At 73.8% G+C, this 22,056-nt stretch carries 21 protein-coding genes and 1 tRNA gene; 9 read left to right on the top strand and 13 right to left on the bottom strand.

Going from position 1 to position 22,056, the window contains the following annotated elements; translation table 11 throughout:
* The first annotated feature begins 30 nt into the window (after nt 1–30).
* On the top strand, nt 31–897 hold the full coding sequence (locus tag J116_RS25175; protein ID WP_023589845.1) for an EamA family transporter: 867 nt from the start codon (nt 31–33) through the stop codon (nt 895–897).
* A 115-nt stretch (nt 898–1,012) separates the two neighbouring features.
* On the opposite strand, the gene J116_RS25170 is transcribed toward J116_RS25175, so the two are convergent.
* On the bottom strand, nt 1,013–1,756 hold the full coding sequence (locus J116_RS25170; RefSeq protein ID WP_028964498.1) for an acyltransferase: 744 nt from the start codon (nt 1,754–1,756) through the stop codon (nt 1,013–1,015).
* A gap of 138 nt (nt 1,757–1,894) precedes the next feature.
* Between J116_RS25170 and J116_RS25165 the strand changes: the two genes are divergently transcribed.
* Nucleotides 1,895–2,431 carry a gamma carbonic anhydrase family protein gene (locus J116_RS25165; RefSeq protein WP_028964497.1) on the top strand — a complete coding sequence of 179 codons (537 nt, stop codon included), beginning with the start codon at nt 1,895–1,897 and terminating at the stop codon, nt 2,429–2,431.
* A 52-nt stretch (nt 2,432–2,483) separates the two neighbouring features.
* Here the strand turns inward: J116_RS25165 and J116_RS25160 are convergent, their stop codons facing one another.
* Together J116_RS25160 and J116_RS25155 are read right to left on the bottom strand one after the other, a co-directional pair.
* Nucleotides 2,484–3,158, bottom strand: coding sequence for a DedA family protein (locus J116_RS25160; protein ID WP_023589842.1), 675 nt, complete (start codon nt 3,156–3,158; stop codon nt 2,484–2,486).
* A 294-nt stretch (nt 3,159–3,452) separates the two neighbouring features.
* Nucleotides 3,453–3,905 (bottom strand): DUF4442 domain-containing protein, encoded by a 453-nt coding sequence (locus J116_RS25155; RefSeq protein ID WP_023589841.1) that lies wholly within the window; start codon nt 3,903–3,905, stop codon nt 3,453–3,455.
* 296 nt (nt 3,906–4,201) lie between these two features.
* Between J116_RS25155 and J116_RS25150 the strand changes: the two genes are divergently transcribed.
* The gene (locus J116_RS25150) at nt 4,202–5,248 is read left to right on the top strand and encodes a DUF2076 domain-containing protein (RefSeq protein WP_023589840.1); all 1,047 of its coding nucleotides are present in this window, start codon (nt 4,202–4,204) and stop codon (nt 5,246–5,248) included.
* Nucleotides 5,249–5,355: 107 nt separating this feature from the next.
* The gene (locus J116_RS25145; protein ID WP_023589839.1) at nt 5,356–6,660 is read left to right on the top strand and encodes an MFS transporter; all 1,305 of its coding nucleotides are present in this window, start codon (nt 5,356–5,358) and stop codon (nt 6,658–6,660) included.
* A 102-nt stretch (nt 6,661–6,762) separates the two neighbouring features.
* Here J116_RS25145 and J116_RS25140 read toward each other — a convergent pair whose 3' ends face one another.
* Nucleotides 6,763–7,608 carry a spermidine synthase gene (locus J116_RS25140; RefSeq protein ID WP_023589838.1) on the bottom strand — a complete coding sequence of 282 codons (846 nt, stop codon included), beginning with the start codon at nt 7,606–7,608 and terminating at the stop codon, nt 6,763–6,765.
* 40 nt (nt 7,609–7,648) lie between these two features.
* Nucleotides 7,649–8,824 carry an elongation factor Tu gene (tuf, locus tag J116_RS25135; protein ID WP_023589837.1) on the bottom strand — a complete coding sequence of 392 codons (1,176 nt, stop codon included), beginning with the start codon at nt 8,822–8,824 and terminating at the stop codon, nt 7,649–7,651.
* Nucleotides 8,825–9,171: 347 nt separating this feature from the next.
* Here tuf and J116_RS25130 point away from each other — a divergent pair, with 347 nt between their 5' ends.
* The 5 genes from J116_RS25130 to lnt all read left to right on the top strand — a co-directional run bounded on the left by J116_RS25130 (nt 9,172) and on the right by lnt (nt 13,285).
* Nucleotides 9,172–9,885, top strand: a complete 714-nt coding sequence (locus J116_RS25130) for a TVP38/TMEM64 family protein (protein ID WP_023589835.1) — start codon at nt 9,172–9,174, stop codon at nt 9,883–9,885.
* A 126-nt stretch (nt 9,886–10,011) separates the two neighbouring features.
* Nucleotides 10,012–10,884: an undecaprenyl-diphosphate phosphatase gene (locus J116_RS25125; protein ID WP_023589834.1), complete on the top strand. Its 873-nt coding sequence runs from the start codon at nt 10,012–10,014 to the stop codon at nt 10,882–10,884.
* 72 nt (nt 10,885–10,956) lie between these two features.
* Nucleotides 10,957–11,139, top strand: coding sequence for a hypothetical protein (locus J116_RS25120; protein WP_023589833.1), 183 nt, complete (start codon nt 10,957–10,959; stop codon nt 11,137–11,139).
* Between the two features lie 198 nt (nt 11,140–11,337).
* On the top strand, nt 11,338–11,553 hold the full coding sequence (locus tag J116_RS25115) for a hypothetical protein (protein WP_023589832.1): 216 nt from the start codon (nt 11,338–11,340) through the stop codon (nt 11,551–11,553).
* Between the two features lie 106 nt (nt 11,554–11,659).
* On the top strand, nt 11,660–13,285 hold the full coding sequence (lnt, locus tag J116_RS25110; RefSeq protein WP_023589831.1) for an apolipoprotein N-acyltransferase: 1,626 nt from the start codon (nt 11,660–11,662) through the stop codon (nt 13,283–13,285).
* Here the strand turns inward: lnt and J116_RS25105 are convergent.
* The 8 genes from J116_RS25105 to fabG all read right to left on the bottom strand — a co-directional run bounded on the left by J116_RS25105 (nt 13,209) and on the right by fabG (nt 22,024).
* Complete coding sequence (locus J116_RS25105; protein ID WP_023589830.1) at nt 13,209–14,114, bottom strand: Gfo/Idh/MocA family protein; 906 nt, start codon at nt 14,112–14,114, stop codon at nt 13,209–13,211. The genes lnt and J116_RS25105 overlap by 77 nt on opposite strands.
* Before the next feature lie 137 nt (nt 14,115–14,251).
* A complete protein-coding gene (locus J116_RS25100; RefSeq protein WP_201258869.1) occupies nt 14,252–14,674 on the bottom strand; it encodes a hypothetical protein in 423 nt (140 codons plus the stop codon).
* 371 nt (nt 14,675–15,045) lie between these two features.
* Entirely contained in the window at nt 15,046–17,331 is a 2,286-nt protein-coding gene (locus J116_RS25095) for a hypothetical protein (protein ID WP_023589828.1), read from the bottom strand.
* A 3-nt stretch (nt 17,332–17,334) separates the two neighbouring features.
* A tRNA-Trp gene (locus J116_RS25090) sits at nt 17,335–17,408 on the bottom strand.
* Nucleotides 17,409–17,999: 591 nt separating this feature from the next.
* Complete coding sequence (gene ung / locus J116_RS25085) at nt 18,000–18,683, bottom strand: uracil-DNA glycosylase (RefSeq protein WP_023589827.1); 684 nt, start codon at nt 18,681–18,683, stop codon at nt 18,000–18,002.
* A 91-nt stretch (nt 18,684–18,774) separates the two neighbouring features.
* The gene (locus J116_RS25080) at nt 18,775–20,355 is read right to left on the bottom strand and encodes an ABC transporter substrate-binding protein (protein ID WP_028964495.1); all 1,581 of its coding nucleotides are present in this window, start codon (nt 20,353–20,355) and stop codon (nt 18,775–18,777) included.
* Nucleotides 20,356–20,474: 119 nt separating this feature from the next.
* Nucleotides 20,475–21,242 carry an SDR family oxidoreductase gene (locus J116_RS25075; RefSeq protein ID WP_028964494.1) on the bottom strand — a complete coding sequence of 256 codons (768 nt, stop codon included), beginning with the start codon at nt 21,240–21,242 and terminating at the stop codon, nt 20,475–20,477.
* A gap of 20 nt (nt 21,243–21,262) precedes the next feature.
* Complete coding sequence (gene fabG / locus J116_RS25070) at nt 21,263–22,024, bottom strand: 3-oxoacyl-ACP reductase FabG (protein WP_023589824.1); 762 nt, start codon at nt 22,022–22,024, stop codon at nt 21,263–21,265.
* Nucleotides 22,025–22,056 lie beyond the last annotated feature (32 nt).

Genomic DNA, 22,056 nt, shown 5'->3' with positions numbered 1-22,056 from the left:
TGTTCATCGAACTGTACTGCGAGGCCCTCCATGACAGCCCTTTTCGCCCTGGCCACCAGCCTCCTGTGGGGGCTGGCCGACTTCGGCGGCGGGCTGCTCACCCGTCGCGCGCCCGCCCTCACCGTGGTCGTCGTCTCGCAGACCATCGCCGTGGCCGTGCTGGGCGTGATCGTGGTGGCGACCGGAGCGTGGCACGAGGCGAGCCCCCTGCTGTGGTTCGCGGTCGCGGCGGGCGTCGTGGGCCCGGTCGCGATGCTCGCCTTCTACAAGGCGCTGGCGCTCGGCCCCATGGGCGTCGTCTCGCCGCTCGGTTCGCTGGGCGTCGTCGTGCCCGTGTCGGTCGGCCTCGCGCTGGGCGACCGCCCCGGGCCGCTCCAGCTCGGCGGGATCGCGGTGGCCGTCGTCGGCGTGGTGCTCGCGGGCGGCCCGGAGCTGCGGGGCGAGCCGGTGCAGCGGCGGACGGTGATGCTCACACTGGTCGCGGCGTTCGGCTTCGGCGGCGTCATGGCGCTGATCTCCGAGGCGTCCACCACGGTGACGGGGCTGTTCCTGGCGCTGTTCGTGCAGCGCGTGACCAATGTGCTGGTCGGCGGCGCGGCGCTGCTGGTCTCCGTACGGCGCGGGGGCCGGGCGCTGCCGGAGGAGGGCGGCGTACGGGTCATATGGGCGGCGCTGCCAGCTCTGGCGTTCGTCGGCCTCGCGGACGTCGCCGCGAACGGCACGTACGCCGTCGCCGCGCAGCACGGGCCGGTCGCGCTGGCCGCCGTCCTGGCGAGCCTCTACCCGGTGGTGACGGCGCTCGCCGCGCGCGGGGTGCTCAAGGAGCGGCTGCGGGCGGTGCAGGCGGCGGGCGCGGGGCTTGCCCTCGCGGGCTCGGTCCTGCTCGCGGCGGGCTGACGGACCAGGCCGGGGCCATGGACCGGCACGGCGGTACGGCGACCGCTCGGCGCCCCGAGCCGCTGCGACCGGCCGGGGCCACGGGCCCGGCCAGGTCCGGTCCGGTCCGGTCCGGTCAGCGTCCCTCCCAGGCCGCCAGGGCGGCGAGCTGCGCCGCCGTGACGTGCTCCGGGATCGGTACGGGCGGAGGCGTACGCAGCGGCGGCTGCCAGCCGTTGTCGGGGTCCCAGCGGCGTACGACGCGCGCCGGGGCCCCGGCGACCACCGCGTGGTCGGGCACCTCGCCCCGTACGACGGCCCCGGCGGCGACCACGACGTTCCGGCCGACACGGGCGCCGGGGAGCACCACCGCGCCGGTGCCGAGCCAGCAGCCGGGGCCGATCTCGACGGGCGCCGAGCGCGGCCACTGGCGGCCGATCGGCTCGTGCGGGTCGTCGTAGGAGTGGTTGGTCGAGGTGATGTAGACGTACGGCCCGCAGAACGTGTTCGCGCCGATGGTGACCGGCGCGTCCGCCACGACATGGCTGCCGCGCCCGAGGACGACACCGTCGGCGAGCGTCATCACCGGGTCGGGGCCGAGGTCGAGGCCGGGCAGCATGCCCGCGCTGAGGGTGACCTGCTCGCCGATGATGCAGCAGGAGCCCAGCTCGATCCACTCCTCACCGAAGACCGTGCCCAGCGGGAACGCGAGCCGCGTGCCCTCGCCGATCCGCCGGAACCGCAGCGACCCGGGCCGCTCGGCCGTGACGGAACCGGTCTCCTGCACCCAGCGCCAGCCTCGGTGCACCGCCGCGGTCAGCGCGCGGCGACGCCACGCCGCGAGCGACGAAAAGGAGAACGTGTTTCTGTTCCTGGGCACCCGGACACGGTAGTTGCCCGGATCGGCGCCGGTCAGGGCGCGGCGCTGTGATGTTCGCCCCACCGGCCCAGCGGTCCCGGCCGTGCCCTACGGTTCCTCCTGGGCGTGACGACGAGACAGCGCACGAGGAGCAGCGGAATGACGGAACGGCCTTTGATCAGCGCGGTGGGCGGCAAGCGGCCCGAGGTGGCCGAGGACGCCTTCGCCGCGCCCACGTCCGTCGTGGTCGGCGAGGTCACGATGGGGCCGGGCTCCAGCGTCTGGTACCACGCCGTGCTGCGCGCGGACTGCGGGCCGATCGTGCTCGGCGCGGACAGCAACATCCAGGACAACTGCACGGTCCACGTGGACCCCGGCTTCCCCGTGACCGTCGGCGAGCGCGTCTCCGTCGGCCACAACGCGGTCCTGCACGGCTGCACGGTGGAGGATGACGTCCTGGTCGGCATGGGCGCCACGGTCCTCAACGGCGCGCACATCGGCGCGGGCTCCCTGATCGCCGCACAGGCGCTCGTCCCGCAGGGCATGCGCGTCCCGCCCGGCTCGCTCGTGGCCGGTGTCCCCGCGAAGGTGAAGCGGCGGCTGACGGACGAGGAGCGGGAGGGCATCAAGGTGAACGCCGCGATGTACCGGGACCTCGCCCGGGAGCACCGCGAGGCGCACGCCGCGGGGGCCTGACCGGTACCCCCGCGGCGTCGCCCGCGCGTCCGGCCCGAGGGCGGCCGCGCCGTCAGTCGGCGACGGCCGCCGAGGGCACGGGCTCCTGGCGCGGGGCGGCGGCGCGCTCGGCCTCGGACTTCTCGGTGGCCTTCTTCGCACGGTGCTTGAGGACGAGCATCGAGGTGAGGCCGACGGCCACGGCGAGGACGAGGCCCAGCCAGGAGAACCGCTTCAGCCACGCCTCGGCGACGACGCCCACGGAGTAGACGACGGCCGTGGTGCCGCCCGCCCAGAGGATGCCGCCGAAGACGTTGGCGATGAGGAACTTCCAGTACGGCATGTGCAGCACCCCGGCCAGCGGCCCGGCGAAGATCCGCAGCAGGGCGACGAACCGGCCGAAGAACACGGCCCACATGCCCCACTTCTCGAAGGAGCGCTCGGCCATCGCGATGTTGGCCTCGCTGAAGTGCCTGGGGAACTTCCCGCCGAGCCAGGCCAGCAGCGGCCGTCCGCCCTTGCGGCCGATGGCGTAGCCGATCGAGTCGCCGATGATCGCTCCGGCGGTGGCGCAGGCGCCCAGGATGTACGGGTCGATGTCCCCGTGCTGGGAGGCGAGGAGCGCCGAGCTCACGAGGACGATCTCGCCCGGCAGCGGGATGCCGAGGCTTTCCAGCCCGATCACCACACCCACCAGGATGTAGATGCTGACCGCCGGGACGGTCTCGAGCCACTCCTGGACGTGCAACGCCGGTTCCTCCGTATCGACTGGTGACCCCTGGGGGCAGGCAGCCTACCCGGTCACGGGGGCGCCCCGGCTCGTGGGCGAGGCGGGGCCGCGGGAGGAGACGCGGAGGTGGGGGCGGGGGTTGCGCGTGCCCGCGCCGGTATCCGGACGCCGCCGTGGAAGGCCGCGCCGGCGGCGGGCGGCGCCGTGGGCGGGGGCGGCCGGGGGCCCGGTACGCGTGGGCCCGCGACCGTGGGGGTCGCGGGCCGTGGGGTAGCGGACCGGCCGGGTGGCGCGGACCGGCTGCCGGGCCGGTCAGGCGTTGGGGCGCAGGGTCCAGGTGATGGTCATCTCACCCGTGACGGCGCCGTCCTCGCGGGTGATCTCCACCAGGACCGGGAACTCGGGGCGCTGTCCGGCGTCGAGCTCGGCGACGACCTCGGCGCGGGGGCGGCCGAGCGTGGCGGTCGCGGTGACGACGCCCATGGCGAGCTTCTTGTAGCCGATCTCCGCCTTGACGGCGAGCGGGACGGCACGGCCCATCTGGTCGCCGAAGGCGCCGATGACGATGGCGCCGCTGGCCGACTCGCCGAGGGTGAACATCGCACCGGCGTGCGGGCCGCCGACGTGGTTGTGGAAGTCCTTCTGGTCGGGCAGGCGCAGGACGGCCCGCTCGGCGGTCGCCTCGACGACCTCCAGGTTCAGGGTCCTGGCCATGGGAACGGTGGCCAGCAGCATCTCGCCGATGTTCGGCATCATGTCGGACATGCGCTCGAAGTTACCAGGCAGTAGCAAAGGCGTGAACCCCGCGCCGGGACGCTGTTCCGTCGGGCCCCGGGACGCTGTTCCGTCCGGCCCCGGGGACGCTGTTCCCTCCGGCGCGGGGGCTCGTTCCTCCTTGCGCCGGGCCGCCGTTCGTCCGGCGCCGGGCCGCCGTTCGTCCGGCGCCGGGCCGCCGTTCGTCCCGCGACGGGGGCCGTGAGGGCCTCGCCGCGGCGCCCTCAGCGCTTCGGCGGGGGCCCGGGCATGGCACCCGTCACCCCTCCCCTCTATGGTTACAGCCCATGTGGCCAGGACAGCAGCCGCCCGGGGGCGAGCAGAACCCGCAGGACCAGAACGCGCCGAACCCCTACCAGCAGCCGGGGTATCAGCAGCCGAATCCGTACCAGCAGCCCGGGTACCAGCAGCCGGGCTACCCGCAGGCGGGGTACGAGCAGAACCCGTACCAGCAGCCGACCGTGCCGCAGTACGCGGTGCCCGGGCAGCCGCCCGGCCCGCCGGTGCCGACGGGCGACGACAAGAAGAAGACGACGGTCGTCGCGATCGCCGCCGCCGTCGTCGTCCTGGCCGCCGCCGGGGTGACCGGCTTCCTGGTCCTCGGCGGGGACGAGAAGGACCCCGTCGCGCAGGGCGGCTCGTCGCCGTCGCAGAGCGCGTCCGCGCCCTCGGCTCCCATGGAGCAGCCCTCGCAGCCGCCCGCCGAGAACCCGCGTGACGGCTCCACGGCGCCGAAGGCGTCGGTCCCGGGCTGGAAGGTCGTCCACAACCCGAAGCGCGACACCCTCTTCGACATCCCGCCGGACTGGGAGGTCGTGGGCTCCGGTGTGGCCACCGGCTTCGAGGACGAGAAGGCCGGCGACGGCACGCCCGTGGTCACCATGTCGGCGCCCGGCCGCTACAAGAGCGAGTGGTGCTCGTACGACGACGACAAGGACGGCACCCCCGACACGTGGAGCCTCGCCACGGCCGGGACCAAGGGCGGCCAGGGCGCGAAGGACACCGCAGACGCCGCCGCCACCGAGGCCGGGAACTGGGTGTGGGCCGCGTACGCGCAGACCGAGCCCAAGGGCACCGTCAAGGTGACCAAGGCCGTGCCGTACACGACGAAGTCCGGTCTGACGGGCCATGTCGCCACGGCGACCGCGCTCAACACGAAGCACGAGAACAAGTGCGACACGGACGGCAAGTCGATCGCGTTCTCCTTCAAGAACGCCAAGGGCGACTTCGTCTCCTGGGTGATGTACGCGAACACCGGCATCAAGGACGAGGTGCCCGAGGCGACGATCCAGAAGATCCTCAGCACCGTCCGGCTGAGCGAGCCCGCTTCGTAGCGCTTCGCCTCACTACGGCGTGCTTCGGCGTGCTTCCGCGCGCTACGGCGGCATCTGACGGGTAATCCGTTTGTCGGCGGGGGCCCCCACCGGAGATAGTCCGGGATGTGAGAACCCCCGCCGCTGCCTTCCGCCCCCGTCCCGGCCGCCGCCCGGAGTGGGCGGGCCGCAATTACACGCTGCTGACCGCCTCCGCCCTCATCACCGGCCTGGGCTCCCACGGCGCCCTGGTGGCGGGGGCGTTCGCGGTGCTGGAGTCCGGTGGCGACGGCGGCGACGTGGGCCTGGTCGCCGCCGCGCGGACCCTGCCGCTGGTCCTCTTCCTCCTCGTCGGCGGAGCCGTCGCCGACCGGCTGCCGAGGCACCGGGTGATGGTCGCCGCCAACGCCCTCAACTGCGCGTCGCAGGCGGTGTTCGCGGCCCTCGTCCTCACCGACCGGGCCCAGCTGTGGCAGATGATGCTGCTCAGCGCGCTGTGCGGCACGGGGCAGGCGTTCTTCAACCCGGCCGCCGAGGGCATGCTGATGTCCAGTGTCCGCAGCGAGCACGCGAACCGCGCGTTCGCGCTGTTCCGCATGACCATGAGCGGTGCGGCCATCGGCGGAGCCGCGCTGGGCGGCGCCATGATCGCCGCGTTCGGGGCCGGCTGGGTCCTGGCGATCGACGCGGCGGCGTTCGCCGTGGCGGGCGCGCTGCGGGCGTTCCTCGACGTGAGCCACATCCCCGAGCGGGCGTCCGGCGGCGGCCTGCTGGCGGATCTGCGGGAGGGCTGGCACGAGGTGGTCGGCCGCCCCTGGCTGTGGGCGATCGTGCTCCAGTTCTCCGTCGTGGTCGCCGTGGTCGGCGCCGCCGAGTCCGTGTACGGGCCGCTGGTGGCGAAGGAGTCGCTGGGCGGCGCCCGGCCGTGGGGGCTGGCGCTGGCCGCGTTCGGCGCGGGCACGGTCCTGGGCGCGCTGCTGATGATGCGCTGGAAGCCGCGCCGGATGCTGCTGGTGGGCACGGTGTGCGTGTTCCCGCTGGCTCTGCCGTCGGCGGGGCTCGCGGTGCCGCTGCCGGTGGGTGCGCTGGCGGCGGTGATGTTCGTGTCCGGGGTGGCGATCGAGGTGTTCGGCGTGGCGTGGATGACCGCGCTGCACCAGGAGATCCCGGAGGACAAGCTGTCGCGGGTCTCCGCGTACGACTGGTTCGGCTCGACGGCGATGCTGCCGCTGTCCACGGCGGTCGCGGGACCGGTGGCCGACGCCGTGGGGCGGCCGCAGGCGCTGTGGGGATGTGCGGCGCTGATCCTGGTGGTGACGGCGCTGGTGCTGCTCGTGCCGGACGTACGGAACCTGACGCGGCGCACGAAGCCGGTCGCCGCCGACCGTCCGGAGAAACCCTCGACGGCCGCCTCGGACCCGGCGCCCGCGTAGCCGCCCGCCCGGGCGGCCGCGCTCCCGGCGGCCTGCCGGCCCGACTCGGCCCGCGGCCCGGTGTCGCAGCGGGCTGCCGCTCCTCAGCCGGTGTCCGGGCCCTCAGCCGATGCCGAACGCCCCGCCGGGCGGCTCGGGCGACGGGACGGCGTCGACGTCCCGTACGACCGCCGCGTCACCGGCGAGCCGTGCCAGGGCCTCGCCGTGCTCCACGCGCGCGGGGAACGCGTCGGCGGCGGCCCGACGGGCCAGGCGCGCCGTGTCGGGCGGCGTGTGCGAGGCGACCAGCACCACGTTGCCGAACCGCCGCCCGCGCAGCACCGCCGGTTCGGCGATCAGCGCCAGCTCCCCGAACACCGCCGCGAAGGTGGCCAGCTGGGAGCGGAGGAACGCGAACGGTGCCCCGTCCGCGAGGTTCGCCGCGTAGGCGCCGCCCGGCCGCAGCACCCGCTGCACCTCGCGGGCGTACTCGACGGACGTGAGGTGTGCGGGCACCCGCGAGCCGCCGAACACGTCCCCCACCACCAGGTCCGCCGACCGCGCGGGCGCGTCCCGGAGCCACGCCCTCGCGTCCGCGCCGTGCACGGTGATCCCCGACCCTTCCGGTGCGGGCAGGTGCTCGGCGACCAGCGCCAGCAGCCCCAGGTCCGCCTCCACCACGTCCTGCCGGGAGCCCGGCCGGGTCGCCGCGACGTACCGGGGCAGGGTCAGCGCCCCGCCCCCGAGGTGGACCACGTCGAGCGGGGCGCCCTCGTCGTCGGCGGCGTCCACGACGTGGGCGAGGCGCCGGGCGTACTCGAACTCCAGGTGCGTCGGGTCGTCGAGGTCCACGTACGACTGGGGCGCGCCGTCGACGGTCAGCAGCCAGGCCCGCTCCCGGTCGATGTCCGGCATGAGCTTGGCGGCGCCGCCGTCGACGGCGCGGAGTACGGGTACGGGCTCGTTCACCGCCCCATTCTCCCAGCAGCTCGCGAGGCCCTCGCGCGGGCTACAGCACCTCGCCGACGGTGCCCGCGCCGACCGTGCGGCCGCCCTCGCGGATCGCGAAGCCGAGCCCCGGCTCCAACGGCACGTCCCGCCCCAGCTCGACGGTCATGGTGACCGTGTCGCCGGGCCGGGCGACGGCCGCGTCGCCCAGGTCCACGTCGCCCACCACGTCGGCGGTACGGATGTAGAACTGCGGCCGGTAGCCCGTCGCCACGGGTGTCGCCCGGCCGCCCTCGCGGGCCGACAGGACGTACACGCGCGCCGTGAACCGCCGCCTCGGCTCGACGCTGCCCGGCTCGGCCACCACATGGCCGCGGCGGACCGCGTCGCGCGGCACCCCGCGCAGGAGCAGCGCCACGTTGTCCCCGGCCTGGGCGGCGTCCATCGGCTTGCCGAACGTCTCCAGGCCGGTGACGACGGTCTGCGCACCGGCGCCCAGCACCTCCACGCGGTCGCCGACGCGGACGGTGCCGCGCTCGACGGCGCCGGTCACGACGGTGCCCCGCCCGGTGATGGTCAGCACGTTCTCGACGGGCATCAGGAACGGCGCGGCCACGTACCGCACCGGCATCGGCACATATGTGTCCACCGCGTCGAGCAGCGCCTCGATCGACGCGGTCCAGCGCGGGTCGCCCTCCAGGGCCCGCAGCCCGGAGACCCGGACGACCGGGACGGAGTCGCCGCCGTAGCCGTGGGAGGTGAGCAGCTCGCGCACCTCCAGCTCCACGAGGTCGGTCAGCTCGTCGTCGCCCGCGTCGGCCTTGTTGAGCGCGACGACGATGTGGTCGACGCCCACCTGGCGGGCGAGCAGGACGTGCTCGGCGGTCTGCGGCATGATCCCGTCGAGCGCCGAGACGACGAGGATCGCCCCGTCGAGCTGGGCGGCGCCGGTCACCATGTTCTTGACGTAGTCGGCGTGACCGGGCATGTCCACGTGGGCGTAGTGGCGGGTGTCGGTCTCGTACTCGACGTGCGCGATGTTGATGGTGATGCCGCGCCGCGCCTCCTCGGGCGCCCGGTCGATGCGGTCGAACGCGACGTACGAGGTGCCGCCGCCGGAGCGCTCGCTGAGGACCTTGGTGATGGCGGCGGTGAGCGTGGTCTTGCCGTGGTCCACGTGGCCCATGGTGCCGATGTTGAGGTGCGGCTTGGTGCGCACGTATGCCGTCTTGGACATGACGGGGTGGTTCCTCTCCGGAACTCGAAGCGTGATGGGGGACCCCTCGGCTTTGCCGACCCTCCCCCTGCGGGGCCGCCGGACGATCCGGGAAGGGTCAGCTTCGGGCGCCGTCCAGGACGATGGCGGCAGCCTTCGGCGCGTCCGCGACTGCGGACGGCGCTGCGAGGAAGGCATACCGGAACATGCGGACGATCCTGCCGTGACGGGTCGTGCGCGTCGAGCGATTTTCCGAGGCCCCCGGCCACCCGGGGCCGGGGCCGCCCCAGGGTCGCGGGGAGGGTGCGGGCGGGCGGGTGCGGTCCCGGTCACGGTGGGAGCGGGCGGTCGTCCGTTAGGCTCCCCGGATGCTCGAGCCCGCCGTCCGGCCCGCCGGTTTCGCCCTGCGCTGCTCCCGCGCCCTCCTCTCCCCCTGGTCGCGGCTGTCGCTGCTCGTCGTGCTGCTCGCGGGCGCCGGGGCGCTGGTCGTGGCGTACGAGCCGCACCGCGTCCTCGCGGACGGCGGCTGGCCGCCGCAGGTGGGCGGTGTGGGCGCCGTCGTGCTGTTCGGCGTCGCGTACGGGCTGTGCACCGCCGCGTTCGTACCGCGCCCCGTGCTCAACCTGGCGTCGGGCGCCCTCTTCGGGACGCAGGCGGGACTGGCGGCGGCCGTCGCGGGGACCGTCCTCGGGGCGGGCATCGCGTTCATGCTCGGCCGGGCGCTGGGCCGCGACGCGCTGCGCCCGCTGCTGCGCGGGCGCTGGGTGGAGGCGGCGGACGGGCAGCTCACCCGGCACGCGTTCCGCTCGACGCTGGCGATCCGGCTGTTCCCCGGCGTGCCGTTCGCGGCGGCCAACTACGGGGCGGCGCTCTCCCGCATGGGGTACGCGCCGTTCCTGCTGGGCACCGGCCTCGGCTGCGTACCGAACACGGCGGCGTACGTGGTGGCCGGGAGCGAGGCCGCGTCGCCGACCTCTCCGGCGTTCCTGCTGTCGGCCGGGTTCATCGTGGTGAGCGTGACGGCGGGGGCCGTCGTGGCCTGGCGGAAGCGGCACCGGCTGAGGTCCTCGGCCGCGGCCTGACACCGTTGCGGCCTCGGTCTGACACCGCTCCAGGACACCGGATGATCACCGTCCGTTCACTGTGAGGCGGTACGCTGCACCGACCCAAACGACCGCACACGCACATTTCGGGACGGCCCTGGCCCCATGAATTGGTTCGAATCGCTCATCCTCGGACTCGTCCAAGGGCTGACGGAGTTCCTCCCGATCTCCTCCAGTGCCCATCTGCGCCTCACGGCCGCCTTCGCCGGCTGGCACGACCCTGGCGCCGCCTTCACGGCGATCACGCAGATCGGCACCGAGACGGCGGTCCTGATCTACTTCCGCAAGGACATCGCCCGCATCGTCACGGCGTGGTTCCGGTCACTGACCGACAAGTCGATGCGCTCCGACCACGACGCCCGGATGGGCTGGCTCGTCATCGTCGGGTCGATCCCGATCGGTGTGCTGGGCGTCACCCTGAAGGACCACATCGAGGGACCGTTCCGCGATCTGCGGCTGATCGCGACCACCCTGATCGTGCTCGGCATCGTGCTGGGCGTGGCCGACCGGCTGGCGGCACGCGCGCAGGAGGGCGGCCGGCACCGGGCGGCGCCGGAGCGCAAGACGCTGCGAGACCTGGGCGTCAAGGACGGCCTGATCTTCGGCATGTGCCAGGCGATGGCGCTGATCCCCGGCGTCTCCCGGTCGGGCGCCACCATCAGCGGCGGCCTGTTCATGAACTACACGCGCGAGGCCGCCGCCCGCTACTCCTTCCTGCTGGCCATCCCCGCCGTCCTCGCCTCGGGCCTGTTCGAACTGAAGGCCGTCGGCGAGGGGCATGTGGCGTGGGGGCCGACGGTCTTCGCGACGGTGGTCGCGTTCGGCGTCGGGTACGCGGTCATCGCGTGGTTCATGAAGTTCATCTCCACCAAGAGCTTCATGCCGTTCGTGATCTACCGGATAGCGCTCGGCCTGGTGCTGTTCGCCCTGATCTGGCTGGGTGTCCTCGCCCCGGACGCGGGTCAGCCGTCGCACTGACACGGCGTGTGAATCGTCACGGTGCGTGGCGGGTCACAGCGGATGGTCCGATGTGCCCCTTAGTCTGGTCGCATGTCCAAGCCCGCGTTCGACCCCGCCATGCCCGTCCCCGACGCCGACGCCCTCAACCGGGCGATCCGCGAGCTGTGGGCGCGCTCGGGCGGACGCCTGTCGGCTGACGAACAGCGGATCTATCAGGCCCTGATCCTGAAGTGGGCCGCCGCCCAGACGGGCGACGTCGGCACCGCCGCGTAACGCCGCCCGTTCGGCGTCCCGGCCGTCCCGCCTCGCGCGGGGCGGCCTTTCGCGTGGGCGGCCCGGGTGTGGGGCGGCCCGGATGTGAGAGGGCCCCGGGTGTGGGGCGGCTTACGGCCTCGTACGGCCGTACCCCGGCCCCGTACTCCCCCGCCGCCGTGGTCTGCGATCAAGTGCCGGGCGGGGCACCCTGGGGGTATGCCCTGGCAAGCGCCGATCGTCGTGCACCGGCCCACCCCGAGCGGCGGCCGCCGCGTCACCGCGCGCGGTGACATCCTCGGGCTGGCCCACAACGACGCCGACCTGCTCGAGTTCCTCCGCCGCGCCGGTCTGGACGAGGCCGACATCGACCTCGACGACCCGCACCTCGTGGAGTGGCGCGGCGGCCGCGCCCACCAGTGGGAAGCCGCCTGAGACCGTGACCGACCGGGAAAGCGCGGGGCGCGCGCCGGGCGCACTTTCCGTGGAGTGATCCCCTCCGCCACACTGGAGTTCCAGACCCCCGGGCGAGGAGGCACGGATGCGGTTGCGGGCCGGGCTCGGTGAGGTGGCCTCGACGCGGCCGTGGGCGTCGCGGCGGGGGCAGGTGTGGTCCTCCCGGTGGGGGCGCGGCGCGGCCGCCGTCCTGGCGGGGGCGCTGCCCGCCCTGGCGTTCCCCGCGCCGTCCCTGTGGTGGCTGGCGTACGGGGCGCTGGTGCCGTGGCTGCTGCTGCTCCGGGCCGCGCCGACGGGACGCCGGGCGGCGCTGGACGGGTGGCTCGGCGGTACGGGGTTCATGCTGGCCGTGCACCACTGGCTGATGCCGAACCTGCACGTCTTCATCCTGGTGCTGGCCGCGCTGCTGGGGCTGCTGTGGGCGCCGTGGGGGTGGCTGGTGCGGTGGGTCTTCCGTGAGGCGTCCGGGACGCCGGGGCGGGCGTTGCTCGTGTGCGCGGTGGTGCCGTCGGGGTGGCTGATGGTCGAGGTGGTGCGGTCCTGGGAGGGGCTGGGCGGTCCGTGGGGGCTGCTGGGCGCCAGCCAGTGGCAGGTGCCGCCCGCGCTGCGGGTGGCGGCGATCGGCGGGGTGTGGCTGGTGACGCTGCTGGTGGTAGCGGTCAACACGGCGCTGGCGCTCCTCGTGGCGGTCCCGTCCGTGCGTACGGCCGCCGTCGCGGCGCTGGCGGCGTGCGCGGTCGGGTTGGGTTCGGCGGCGCTGTGGGCGGCGGCTCCGGAGCCGGTGGGCACCGTACGGGTCGGGGTCGTCCAGCCGGGGGTCATCGGCGGGCCGGACGGGCCGGAGCGGCGGTTCGCGCGCGGCGAGGAGCTGACGCGCGCCCTGGCGGAACGGGACGTGGACCTCGTCGTGTGGGGCGAGAGCAGCGTGGGCGCCGACCTGGCGGCGCGGCCCAACCTCGCCGAGCGTCTGGCGGAGCTGTCCCGGCAGGTCGGGGCCGAGGTGCTCGTGAACGTGGACGCGCGCCGCTCGGACCTGCCGGGCATCTACAAGAGCAGCGTCCTCGTGGGCCCGGGAGGCCCGACCGGCGACCGGTACGACAAGATGCGGCTGGTGCCGTTCGGCGAGTACGTCCCCGCTCGGGCCGTCCTCGGGTGGGTGACGTCCGTGGGGCGGGCCGCCGACGAGGACCGGCGGCGCGGCACCGCCCAGGTCGTCATGACGGCCGGGAAGGGCGGTGAGCTCCTGGTGGGTCCGCTCGTCTGCTTCGAGTCGGCGTTCCCCGACATGAGCCGCCACCTCGCGCGGGACGGCGCGCGGCTGCTCGTCGCGCAGTCGGCCACGTCCACGTTCCAGGACAGCTGGGCGCCCGGCCAGCACGCGTCGCTGGCGGCACTGCGCGCGGCCGAGACCGGGCGGCCGATGGTGCACGCGACGCTGACCGGTGTGAGCGCCGCGTACGGCCCGGACGGCGCCCGGATCGGCGCCCCGCTCGGCACGGACCGCAGCGCGGCCGCCGTCTACGACCTGCCGCTCGCCACCGCGACGACCCCGTACGTGCGGTTCGGGGACTGGCCGGTGTGGGCGGCGCTCGCCGTCCTGGCCGGGGTGGCGGGCGCGGCGGGGGCGCGGGCGGTCAGGACGCCTGCTCCAGACAGTCGCGTACGACCCGCTCGCACAGCTCGTGGGTCCGCAGGGCGTCCTGGGCACTGAGCGTCCGGCCGTCCCGCACGGCGTCCAGGAAGGCGAGCGTGACCTGTTCGATGCCGCGCTGCCGGGCGACCGGCACCCAGTCGCCGCGCCGCCGCACGGTCGGCTGGCCCTTGTGGTCGACGACCTCGGCCAGGTTGACGACCTGGCGTTTGGTGTCCTGCCCCGACACCTCCAGGATCTCCTCGGCGGAGCCGCTCATGCGGTTCATCATGCCGATCGCCGTGAAGCCGTCGCCGGACAGCTGGAGCACCACGTGGTGCATGAGCCCGTCGCGGACGCGCGCCCGCACGTCGGTGTGCTCCACCGGGCCGGGCAGCAGGAAACGCAGGGTGTCCACGACGTGGATGAAGTCGTCGAGGACGAGGGTGCGGGGGTCCTCGGGCAGGCCGACGCGGTTCTTCTGTATGAGGATCAGCTCGCGCGGGTGGTCCTCGCACTGGGCGTACGCGGGCGCGTAGCGGCGGTTGAAGCCGACGGCGAGGGACACCCCGCGCCGCTCGGCCAGCTCCACCAGACGGCGCGAAGCGTCGAGCTCGTACGCGAGGGGCTTGTCCACGTACGTCGGCACCCCGGCTTCGAGGAGCCTCGTGACGATCTCGGGGTGGACGTCCGTCGGGGCGTGCACGAAGGCGGCGTCGAGACCGGCGGTGAGCAGCGAGTCGAGGTCCGCGTGGCGGCGCGCCTCCGGGATGTGGTGGGCGTCCGCGACCCGCTCCAGGGTGGCGGGGGTGCGGGTCTGGAGGTGCAGTTCGACACCGGGCCGCGTCGTGAGGACCGGAAGGTACGCCTTCTGCGCGATGTCGCCGAGCCCGATGCAGCCCACCCTCACGGGGGTCTCCTCTCACGTGGTTGCCGTCCGCCCGCAGCATACGTGTGGCTCGTTTCACCCGTGCGTGTGGTGGCCGCCCGCAGCGGTGGGCCTGGGGCGCGGGTCCCGGGACGTCCCCTGGCCGGGGCCTGGGGACGTCAGGCGCCCTGTTCGCGGAGGCGGCGGTCGAGCCGGTCGATGGCGGCGCGGACACCGGTGCCGTACCCGTCGTCGCCGAGCGCGGTGGACGCGGCGCGGGCCCGGTCGAGGTGCTCGCGCGCGGCGCCCGGGCGGCGGAGCTTGAGGAAGTCGGCGGCCAGGTTCACATGGAGCGACGGGTACAGGGCCCGGAGGGCGACGGCCGTGTCGTGGCGGGCGAGCCGGTCGTCGTCGAGCGCGTCGGCGGCGGTGAGGGCGCGCAGGTCCCAGGCGAGTTCGGCCTCCGGGTCGTCCTGGGCGTCCGCCATGGAGTGGGCGAGGGTGCAGCGGTGCAGGGGGTCGCCGTCCGGGCCGATCCGCTCCCACAGGGCCTGGAACCGGTTGCGGGCCTCCTCACGGTCGCCGCCGTGCAGCAGCATCATCGCCTGCCCGATGCCGGTCAGGACCGCGTCGTCGGGTCCGGAGCCGCCCGCGCCCGCGTCCGCGTCTTCGTCCGCCGTTCCGGTCGCCGCCGTCGCGCCCGCGCCCGCGCCCTCGCCCTCCTCGGCCGTACCCGTCGTACGGGTCGTGTGCGCCGTGCGCGCCGCGTGCGTGGCGTCCGCGTCCGTGCCCCCGTCCGCCGTACCGGTCGTTCCTGCCGTACCGGTCGTCCCCGCCTCGTCATCCGCCATGTTCCCGGCCTCCTCGTCGTCGTGTCCCGACGCTAGCCGCCCGCGGCCCCCATCCCCGGAAGACGCAGCCGACACCGCCGGGTCACCTGACGTGATGCCCGGTCACCCGGCGCGGAGCCGGGTCACCTCGTCCCGGTCAGCCAGTGGCGTTCCGTCGTCCAGCCGAGGAGGCGTCGGGCGCGGCCCCCGGCCGCCGTGCCGTCGTCGCCGAAGGTGCCGCCCGCCGCGACCAGGTGGAGTCCGGCCAGCGCCGGGGTGAGACCGCCCTCTGCGAGGCCCAGCTCGTCGAGCACCGCGCTCTGTTCGCCCGAGGGACACAGCGACAGGTGGAAGACCATCTGCCGCCACGCGTACGCGGCGTTCTTGATCAGTGCGAGCGGGCGCGGGTGGCGGGACGCCAGGTCGGTGAGGCGGCACACGTCGTGGAAGCAGCGGCGGGCCAGCTCGGCCGGGCCGGGGCGCGGGGCGATGCCGACCCGGTGGACGAGGGTGGCCAGGTTGTGCGTGGTGAGGATCTGCGCCTGCTCGATGACCTTGCCGTTGGCCGCCGGGCTCCAGGAGCGGCCGGTCTCCCCCGCGCGCGCGTGGCAGAGCAGGGCGAACCCGTGCGACGTCCGGCTCCTCGACGGCGTGCGCGTCCCGTCGCTCCCCACGGCGGCGGCCTTCTCGGCGGCCAGGTCGCGTACGGCGGCGTAGTCGATGCCGTAGTACCGCTCGTACAGCGTGCCCTCCAGGAGCTCGGCGGCGGTCGCCGCGGCGTCGAGGAACTTGGCGGTGAACGTTCCCATGAAGATGTCGGCGGCCAGCTCCTCGACGAACGGCGCGTCCAGGTCCGCCTGGCGGGCGAGGTGGCCGAACTGCCAGACCAGCGGGTTCGGCAGCAGGGTGCCCGGGAACGCCTCGACGGCCAGCTCCGCCAGCTCGCGCAGCGCGGCACGGGCGTCGTCGCGCCCCGCTTCGGCGCCCCGGTGCGGGGCGACGGCCCGCGACCACGGCAGGTCCACCGGCCGGGTCTGCCCCGCCAGGTTGAGCAGGAGCAGCGAGCGGCGGTTCTGGAACGCCCGGTGGTTGGCGGCGACCAGGGCGCCCAGGGCCGCGTCGGGGCAGGCGCGGGCGCCGACGGCGGCGACGAGCTGGGGCGTCAGCCGGGCCAGCACCTCGCAGGAGGGGACGACGCCGCGCTCCACGAGGGTGCGGAGCGGAGCGGTGAGCGCCGTCTCGACGGGACGCCGGACCGCGCGGGGCATGGCCGTACCGGCGGGGATGCCCGTCTCGTCGGCCTCGCGGGACGTGACCGGGGCGGTGAAGGGCGCCGTGTCGGGCAGTCCGGTGTGGCCGGGCAGCCCGGAGAGGCGGTGGAGGACCAGCCGGGCCAGCGCCTGGTACGAGGGGCGGGCGGCCTCCTCGGCCTGGCGGCGGCGCAGCGCGGTGTGCTCCGGGGACCCGGGCAGGCCGCGGCGCCGGACCATGGAGGCGACGGCGTGGCGCAGCAGTCCGAGCCGCCGTGCGTCCAGGGAGCGCCCGGCGAGGGTGTCCTCCAGGGTGGCGCGGAGGATGGCGAGGTTCTCCTTGGGCTTGCGGTGCCTGGTGCACCGGGTGTGGGCGGCCGCGAGGCGCGCGTACCGGTCGAGGAGGGCGGCGCCGCGCTCCCGCCAGCCGGGGCCGGGGGTGCGGTCGAGGACGCGTACGCCGTCGGGGTCCGCGGTCTCGAGCCAGTGGGCGAGCAGGTCGTCGGCGAACGGGCGCCACACGGTGAGCGCCTCGCGCTGGGCTTCGACGGCCGCGTGGGGGCGGCGCCGCTCCAGGGTCGCGACGGCGTCGGCGACGGTGGTGCGGTGGACGCCGTCTGCGGGGGCGGCGGGCCGGGGCGAGGGGCGGGGCGTGAAGCGGAGCCGGTCGGCGTACGGCTCCAGCTCCCGTACGAGTCCGGCGGCGGCTTCCGGATGACCGGCGCGGAGCAGCCAGGCGACCGTGAGCAGGGCGGTCTCCTCCGGCACGGCCGCGTCGTAGCGACCGCTGTCGAGGAGGGCGCACAGCTCCCGGAGCCCGGGCTCGGTGAGGTGGTACCGGAACAGGGCGGCCCGCTCGGCCGGGACCCCTGCGCGGCGCGCGGCGTCGGCCTCGTGCGGCTTGAGCGGCCCTCCGGCGACGGGCGAGCCGGTGGCGAAGCCGCCCCGCAGGACTTCGAGGGTGACCCAGGAGGGCCATCCGGCGGGCGTACGGGAGCCGATGTCGAGCTTCCCGGAGGCCATGCCGTGGAGCACCTGCCGCCACTGCCGCGCGCGGCCTTCGGCGCGGTCGCGGACGGCGGGGTCCTGGTGGGTGAGGGCCGTGATGAGGGCCTTGGCCAGCTGTCCGTGCGGGTAGCCGGCGCCCGCGGCCTGCTGCTGCTCAGCGTCGTCCTTCATAAGCCGGCGTGGCAGGATCCGCCCCTGCGCCCTCCGGGTCTGGAGCCCGGTGCTCTGGCTGACTGAGCTACACGCCGTTTCGTCTCCGGACTCTATGGGCCGGCCCCGTACGCGACAACCGCTTTTCGCGGAGCGGCGGTTGAAGGCGAGCGGGCATCGGGTGCCGGATAGGAGCGGGCACCGGGCAGCCATGTGCGAGGCCGACTCGCAAGGCAGCGGCAGACGGCGGGCGGCCCCCGGGCCGGACGGCAGACGGACCCCGGGCACCGGGCACCGTGCGCAGAGCACCGGGGAACGACTACCGCCCGGTACCGGGACGGCTTGGCAGGGGCCCGAGGCGCGAGACAACGCGGTGCGCCGCCTGTCCACCCGGACCGGGCGGCCCCGGAGCCCGCGAGGGACGGCCCAGGAACGGGCGGCCCGGGGCGGCAGGCGGGCTCGCGCCCCGGAGCCCCGGCAACCTGCTGCCGTACCGGTACGGAGCAGCGGGACGACCGGGCCCGGGCAGCCGCCGGGCTCGGCCCCAGCCCTGGTACAAGGCACAGCCGACGGTCAGATCCCGGCCCTCCCGCCCCGGGGCGGGCGGACCGGAAGACCCGCCCGGGCCCGACGCCCGGGAAGACCCGGCGCCGGGGTGCGAGGCAAGGGCGGGCCCCGGTCCGGAGGGCTCAGCCGAGGTTCGGGATGCGCCAGTCGATCGGCTCGTGGCCCTGCTCGGCTATGGCCTTGTTGATCTGCGTGAAGGGCCGGGAGCCGAAGAACTTCTTCGCGGAGAGCGGCGACGGGTGGGCGCCCTTCACCACGACGTGCCGCGTCTCGTCGATCAGCGGCAGCTTCTTCTGCGCGTAGTTGCCCCACAGGACGAACACGGCCGGGTCGGGGCGGGAGGCGACGGCGCTGATCACGGCGTCGGTGAACTTCTCCCAGCCCTTGCCCTTGTGCGAGTTCGCCTCGCCCGCGCGGACGGTGAGCACCGCGTTGAGCAGCAGGACGCCCTGCTCGGCCCACGGCATGAGGTAGCCGTTGTCCGGGACGGGGTGGCCGAGTTCCTCCTGCATCTCCTTGTAGATGTTGCGCAGGGACGGCGGGGTCTTGACGCCCGGCCGCACGGAGAAGCACAGCCCGTGCCCCTGGCCCTCTCCGTGGTAAGGGTCCTGGCCCAGGACGAGGACCTTCACCTTGTCGTACGGAGTGGCGTCGAGCGCGGCGAACACCTCGTCCCGCGGCGGGTAGACCGGCCCCTTGGCCCGCTCCTCCTCGACGAACTCGGTGAGCAGCTTGAAGTACGGCTTCTGCAGCTCGTCGCCGAGGACGCCGCGCCAGGACTCGGGCAGCATGGCGGTGTCGGTCACGTCAACAACCTCCGGTGTGGGATCGCTTGTCGATCACAGAACCTACCCGCGACCACTGACAAGCGACCCCGCACCCTTCGTCGGGCAGCCGTTACCAGCTGGTCTTGCGGTGCAGCTCCCACAGCTGCATGACGGTCTGCGGGTCGAGGGCGCGCTCGGCGCCGCCGATCTCCTCGCTGGCCGCCACGTACAGCTTGCCCTGCCACAGGGGCAGCAGGCGGACGTCCTCGACGAAGATCTGCTGGGCCCGCTCGAACTGCTCCGTGACCGCGCCGCGGTCGCTCTTGCGGCGCGACTCGGGCAGCAGCTGCTCGATGATCTCCGCCTGCTCGTACGGCGCGGCGTGGACGTTGTTCTTGCCGACGAACGGCGCGACGAAGTTGTCCGGGTCCGGGAAGTCGGGGAACCAGCCACGGCCGAAGACCGGGTACTCGCCCTTCTGGTAGGCCGCCTGGAACTCCTTCCAGGGCTTGCCGACCAGGGTGATCTCGAACAGGCCGGACTCCTCCAGCTGCCGCTTGAGCTCGGCGAACTCGTCGGCCGTCGAGGAGCCGTACCGGTCGGTCGTGTAGCCGAAGGTCAGCTTCACCGGCTTGTCGATGCCGGCCTTGCGAAGGATGCTCTTCGCCTTGGCGACGTCCGGGTCGCCGTACTGGTCGAAGAACTTGGTCGTGTGCCCGGCGATGCCCTTCGGGACCATCGAGTACAGCGGCTCGGCGGTGCCCCGGTACGCCTTGGCGACGAGGGCGCCCCGGTCGATGATCTGGGCGATGGCCCGGCGGACGGCGGGGTTGCCGGCCTGCGGGTCGTCGGGGTTGAAGACCAGGTAGTGGATGGTCGCGCCGGTGGACTCGACGACCTGGAGGCCCTCGTTCTCGGGCTTCTTCTCGCTGAGGTCCACGACCTCCTCGGCGGTGAGGCCCCGGTAGGTGGCGTCGATCTCCTTGTTCTTCAGCGCCGCGACCATCGCCTCGGAGTCACCGAAGTAGCGGATGGTGACGGCGGAGTTCTTGCGGTCGCCCGCGAACCCCTTGTACGTGGGGTTCTTGACCAGTTCCGCCTCGACGCCCTCGGTGTACTTGGCGAGGTTGTACGGGCCGGAGCCGACGACCTTGCCGTCCTCGCGGAGCTTGTCCGCAGGGTAGGAGGCGGGGTCCACGATCGACATGGCCGGGGTGGCGAGGACGAACGGGAAGGTGGCGTCCGACTCCTTCAGGTGGAAGACGACCGTCTTGTCGCCCCGGGTCTCGATCTTGTCGAGAGACCCGAGGAGCCCGTTGGGGCCGCCCTCCGCGTTGATCGTGCGGATGCGCTCGATCGAGTGCTTGACGGCCGCGGCGTCGACCTTGGTGCCGGAGGAGAACTGCAGCCCGTCATGCAGATCGCACTCGAACACCTTGCTGGCGCCGTCGGTGAACTTGCAGTCCGCCGCGTCCGGCTGGGGCGTCGTGCTGCCGGTGGGGAAGCTCAGAAGCGTCTGGAAGACGTTCCGGTACAGCTCCCACGAGCTGTCCCACGCGGCCGCTGGGTCGAGGGTGGTCGGAGAACTCGTCGTCCCGACGACGATCCTGCTTTCCGCCTCGGCTTCATCGCCCGCGAAGAGACTGCATCCCGCCAGCAGGGATATGGACGCAAGGGCTGCAGCTGCCTGCAGACTGGTCCGGTTGAACACGTGCACACGCTCCTCGTTCAGCCATGGTCGGCCGACCATACCGCAGCGCCCCGCCAGGTCAATCAGGGAGACCGGCGGGGCACTTGAGGCATTAGGCGGCCAATCAGGCGTAATCCACCTCAGCCGACTCCGGCATTGAGGAAAATTCCCCCGTCGACCACCAGGGTCTGTCCGGTGATCCAGTCCGATTGGTCGGATGTAAGGAATGCGGCGGCGCCACCGATATCCGAGGGAACGCCGAGCCTGCCGAGCGGATAGGCGGCGGTCACCTCCGCCTCCCGGCCCTCGTAGAGGGCCTCCGCGAATTTCGTCTTCACGACGGCGGGCGCGATCGCGTTGACCCGGACGGCCGGGGCGAACTCGTGGGCGAGCTGGAGCGTGAGGTTGATCATCGCCGCCTTGCTCATCCCGTACGCCCCCACGAACGGGGACGCGGCGACACCGGCGACCGACGCGATGTTGACGATCGCGCCGCCGTTCTCCTTCTGCCAGGCCCTCCAGGTCTGCTGGGCGAAGCCGAGGGCGGAGATCACGTTCGTCTCGTAGACCTTGCGGGCCACGTTGAGGTCGAGGTCGGCCATGGGACCGAAGACGGGGTTCGTCCCGGCGTTGTTGACCAGGTAGTCCACGCGGCCGAAGGTCTCCATGGTCCGCTCGACGGCGAGCGCCTGGTGGGCCTCGTCGTGGGCCTTGCCGGCCACGTACAGGGCACGGTCGGCGCCGAGCCGCTCGACGGCCTCCTTGAGTGCGTCCTCACCGCGTCCGGTGATGCAGACCCGGTCGCCGCGCGCGACGAGGGCCTCGGCGATGCCGTAGCCGATGCCCCGGCTGCCGCCGGTGACGAGGGCGACCCGGCCGGTCGGCTCGGGCAGTTCGCTGGCGTTCATGTCGTCGTCCACCCGCCGTCTCAGTTGAGGGGCCCGCCGGCCACGTACAGGACCTGGCCGGATACGAATCCGGCGTCGTCGCCCGTGAAGAAGGCGATCGCGTTCGCCACGTCCTCGGGGCGGCCCACGCGCTGCACCGGGATCTGCGTGGCGGCGGCCGCCTGGAACTCCTCGAAGCCCATGCCCACACGCGCGGCGGTCTGGGCGGTCATCTCGGTGACGATGAAGCCGGGCGCGACGGCGTTGGCGGTGATGCCGAACTTGCCGAGTTCCTTGGCGAGGGTCTTGGTGAAGCCCTGGAGCCCGGCCTTGACGGCGGCGTAGTTGGCCTGGCCCCGGTTGCCGAGCGCGGAGGACGAGGAGAGGCTGACGATCCGGCCGAAGCCCGCGTCCACCATGTGCTTCTGGCACGCCTTGGCCATCAGGAACGCGCCCTTGAGGTGCACGTTCACGACCGTGTCCCAGTCGGACTCGGACATCTTGAACAGCAGGTTGTCGCGCAGGACGCCCGCGTTGTTGACAAGGATGACCGGGGCGCCGAGCTCCTCGGCGACGCGCGCGACGGCGGCCTCCACCTGGGCGCTGTCGGAGACGTCGCAGCCGACCGCGAGGGCGGTGCCGCCGGCCGCGGTGATCGTGTCGACGGTGTCCTTGCAGGCGGCCTCGTCGAGGTCGAGGACGGCGACGGCGCGGCCCTCGGCCGCGAGCCGTACGGCGGTCGCCGCGCCGATGCCGCGCGCCCCTCCGGTCACGACGGCCACGCGCTGCTGGGTGGTGGACATGCTGGTTCTCCTCGCCCTTGAGTCCCTGGAGC

The sequence above is a fragment of the Streptomyces thermolilacinus SPC6 genome (assembly GCF_000478605.2).
Lineage (GTDB): Bacteria > Actinomycetota > Actinomycetes > Streptomycetales > Streptomycetaceae > Streptomyces > Streptomyces thermolilacinus.
This window is presented reverse-complemented; position numbering and strand designations above follow the sequence as displayed.

What these genes read in the sequence shown, in the direction of transcription:
- J116_RS25175 (WP_023589845.1), top strand. Translation starts at nt 31, where the DNA reads ATGACAGCCCTTTTCGCCCTGGCCACCAGCCTCCTGTGGGGGCTGGCC.
- J116_RS25165 (WP_028964497.1), top strand. Translation starts at nt 1,895, where the DNA reads ATGACGGAACGGCCTTTGATCAGCGCGGTGGGCGGCAAGCGGCCCGAG.
- J116_RS25155 (WP_023589841.1), bottom strand. Translation starts at nt 3,905, where the DNA reads ATGTCCGACATGATGCCGAACATCGGCGAGATGCTGCTGGCCACCGTT.
- J116_RS25150 (WP_023589840.1), top strand. Translation starts at nt 4,202, where the DNA reads ATGTGGCCAGGACAGCAGCCGCCCGGGGGCGAGCAGAACCCGCAGGAC.
- tuf (WP_023589837.1), bottom strand. Translation starts at nt 8,824, where the DNA reads ATGTCCAAGACGGCATACGTGCGCACCAAGCCGCACCTCAACATCGGC.
- J116_RS25130 (WP_023589835.1), top strand. Translation starts at nt 9,172, where the DNA reads ATGCTCGAGCCCGCCGTCCGGCCCGCCGGTTTCGCCCTGCGCTGCTCC.
- J116_RS25125 (WP_023589834.1), top strand. Translation starts at nt 10,012, where the DNA reads ATGAATTGGTTCGAATCGCTCATCCTCGGACTCGTCCAAGGGCTGACG.
- J116_RS25120 (WP_023589833.1), top strand. Translation starts at nt 10,957, where the DNA reads ATGTCCAAGCCCGCGTTCGACCCCGCCATGCCCGTCCCCGACGCCGAC.
- J116_RS25115 (WP_023589832.1), top strand. Translation starts at nt 11,338, where the DNA reads ATGCCCTGGCAAGCGCCGATCGTCGTGCACCGGCCCACCCCGAGCGGC.
- lnt (WP_023589831.1), top strand. Translation starts at nt 11,660, where the DNA reads ATGCGGTTGCGGGCCGGGCTCGGTGAGGTGGCCTCGACGCGGCCGTGG.
- J116_RS25100 (WP_201258869.1), bottom strand. Translation starts at nt 14,674, where the DNA reads ATGATGCTGCTGCACGGCGGCGACCGTGAGGAGGCCCGCAACCGGTTC.
- J116_RS25095 (WP_023589828.1), bottom strand. Translation starts at nt 17,331, where the DNA reads ATGAAGGACGACGCTGAGCAGCAGCAGGCCGCGGGCGCCGGCTACCCG.
- J116_RS25075 (WP_028964494.1), bottom strand. Translation starts at nt 21,242, where the DNA reads ATGAACGCCAGCGAACTGCCCGAGCCGACCGGCCGGGTCGCCCTCGTC.
- fabG (WP_023589824.1), bottom strand. Translation starts at nt 22,024, where the DNA reads ATGTCCACCACCCAGCAGCGCGTGGCCGTCGTGACCGGAGGGGCGCGC.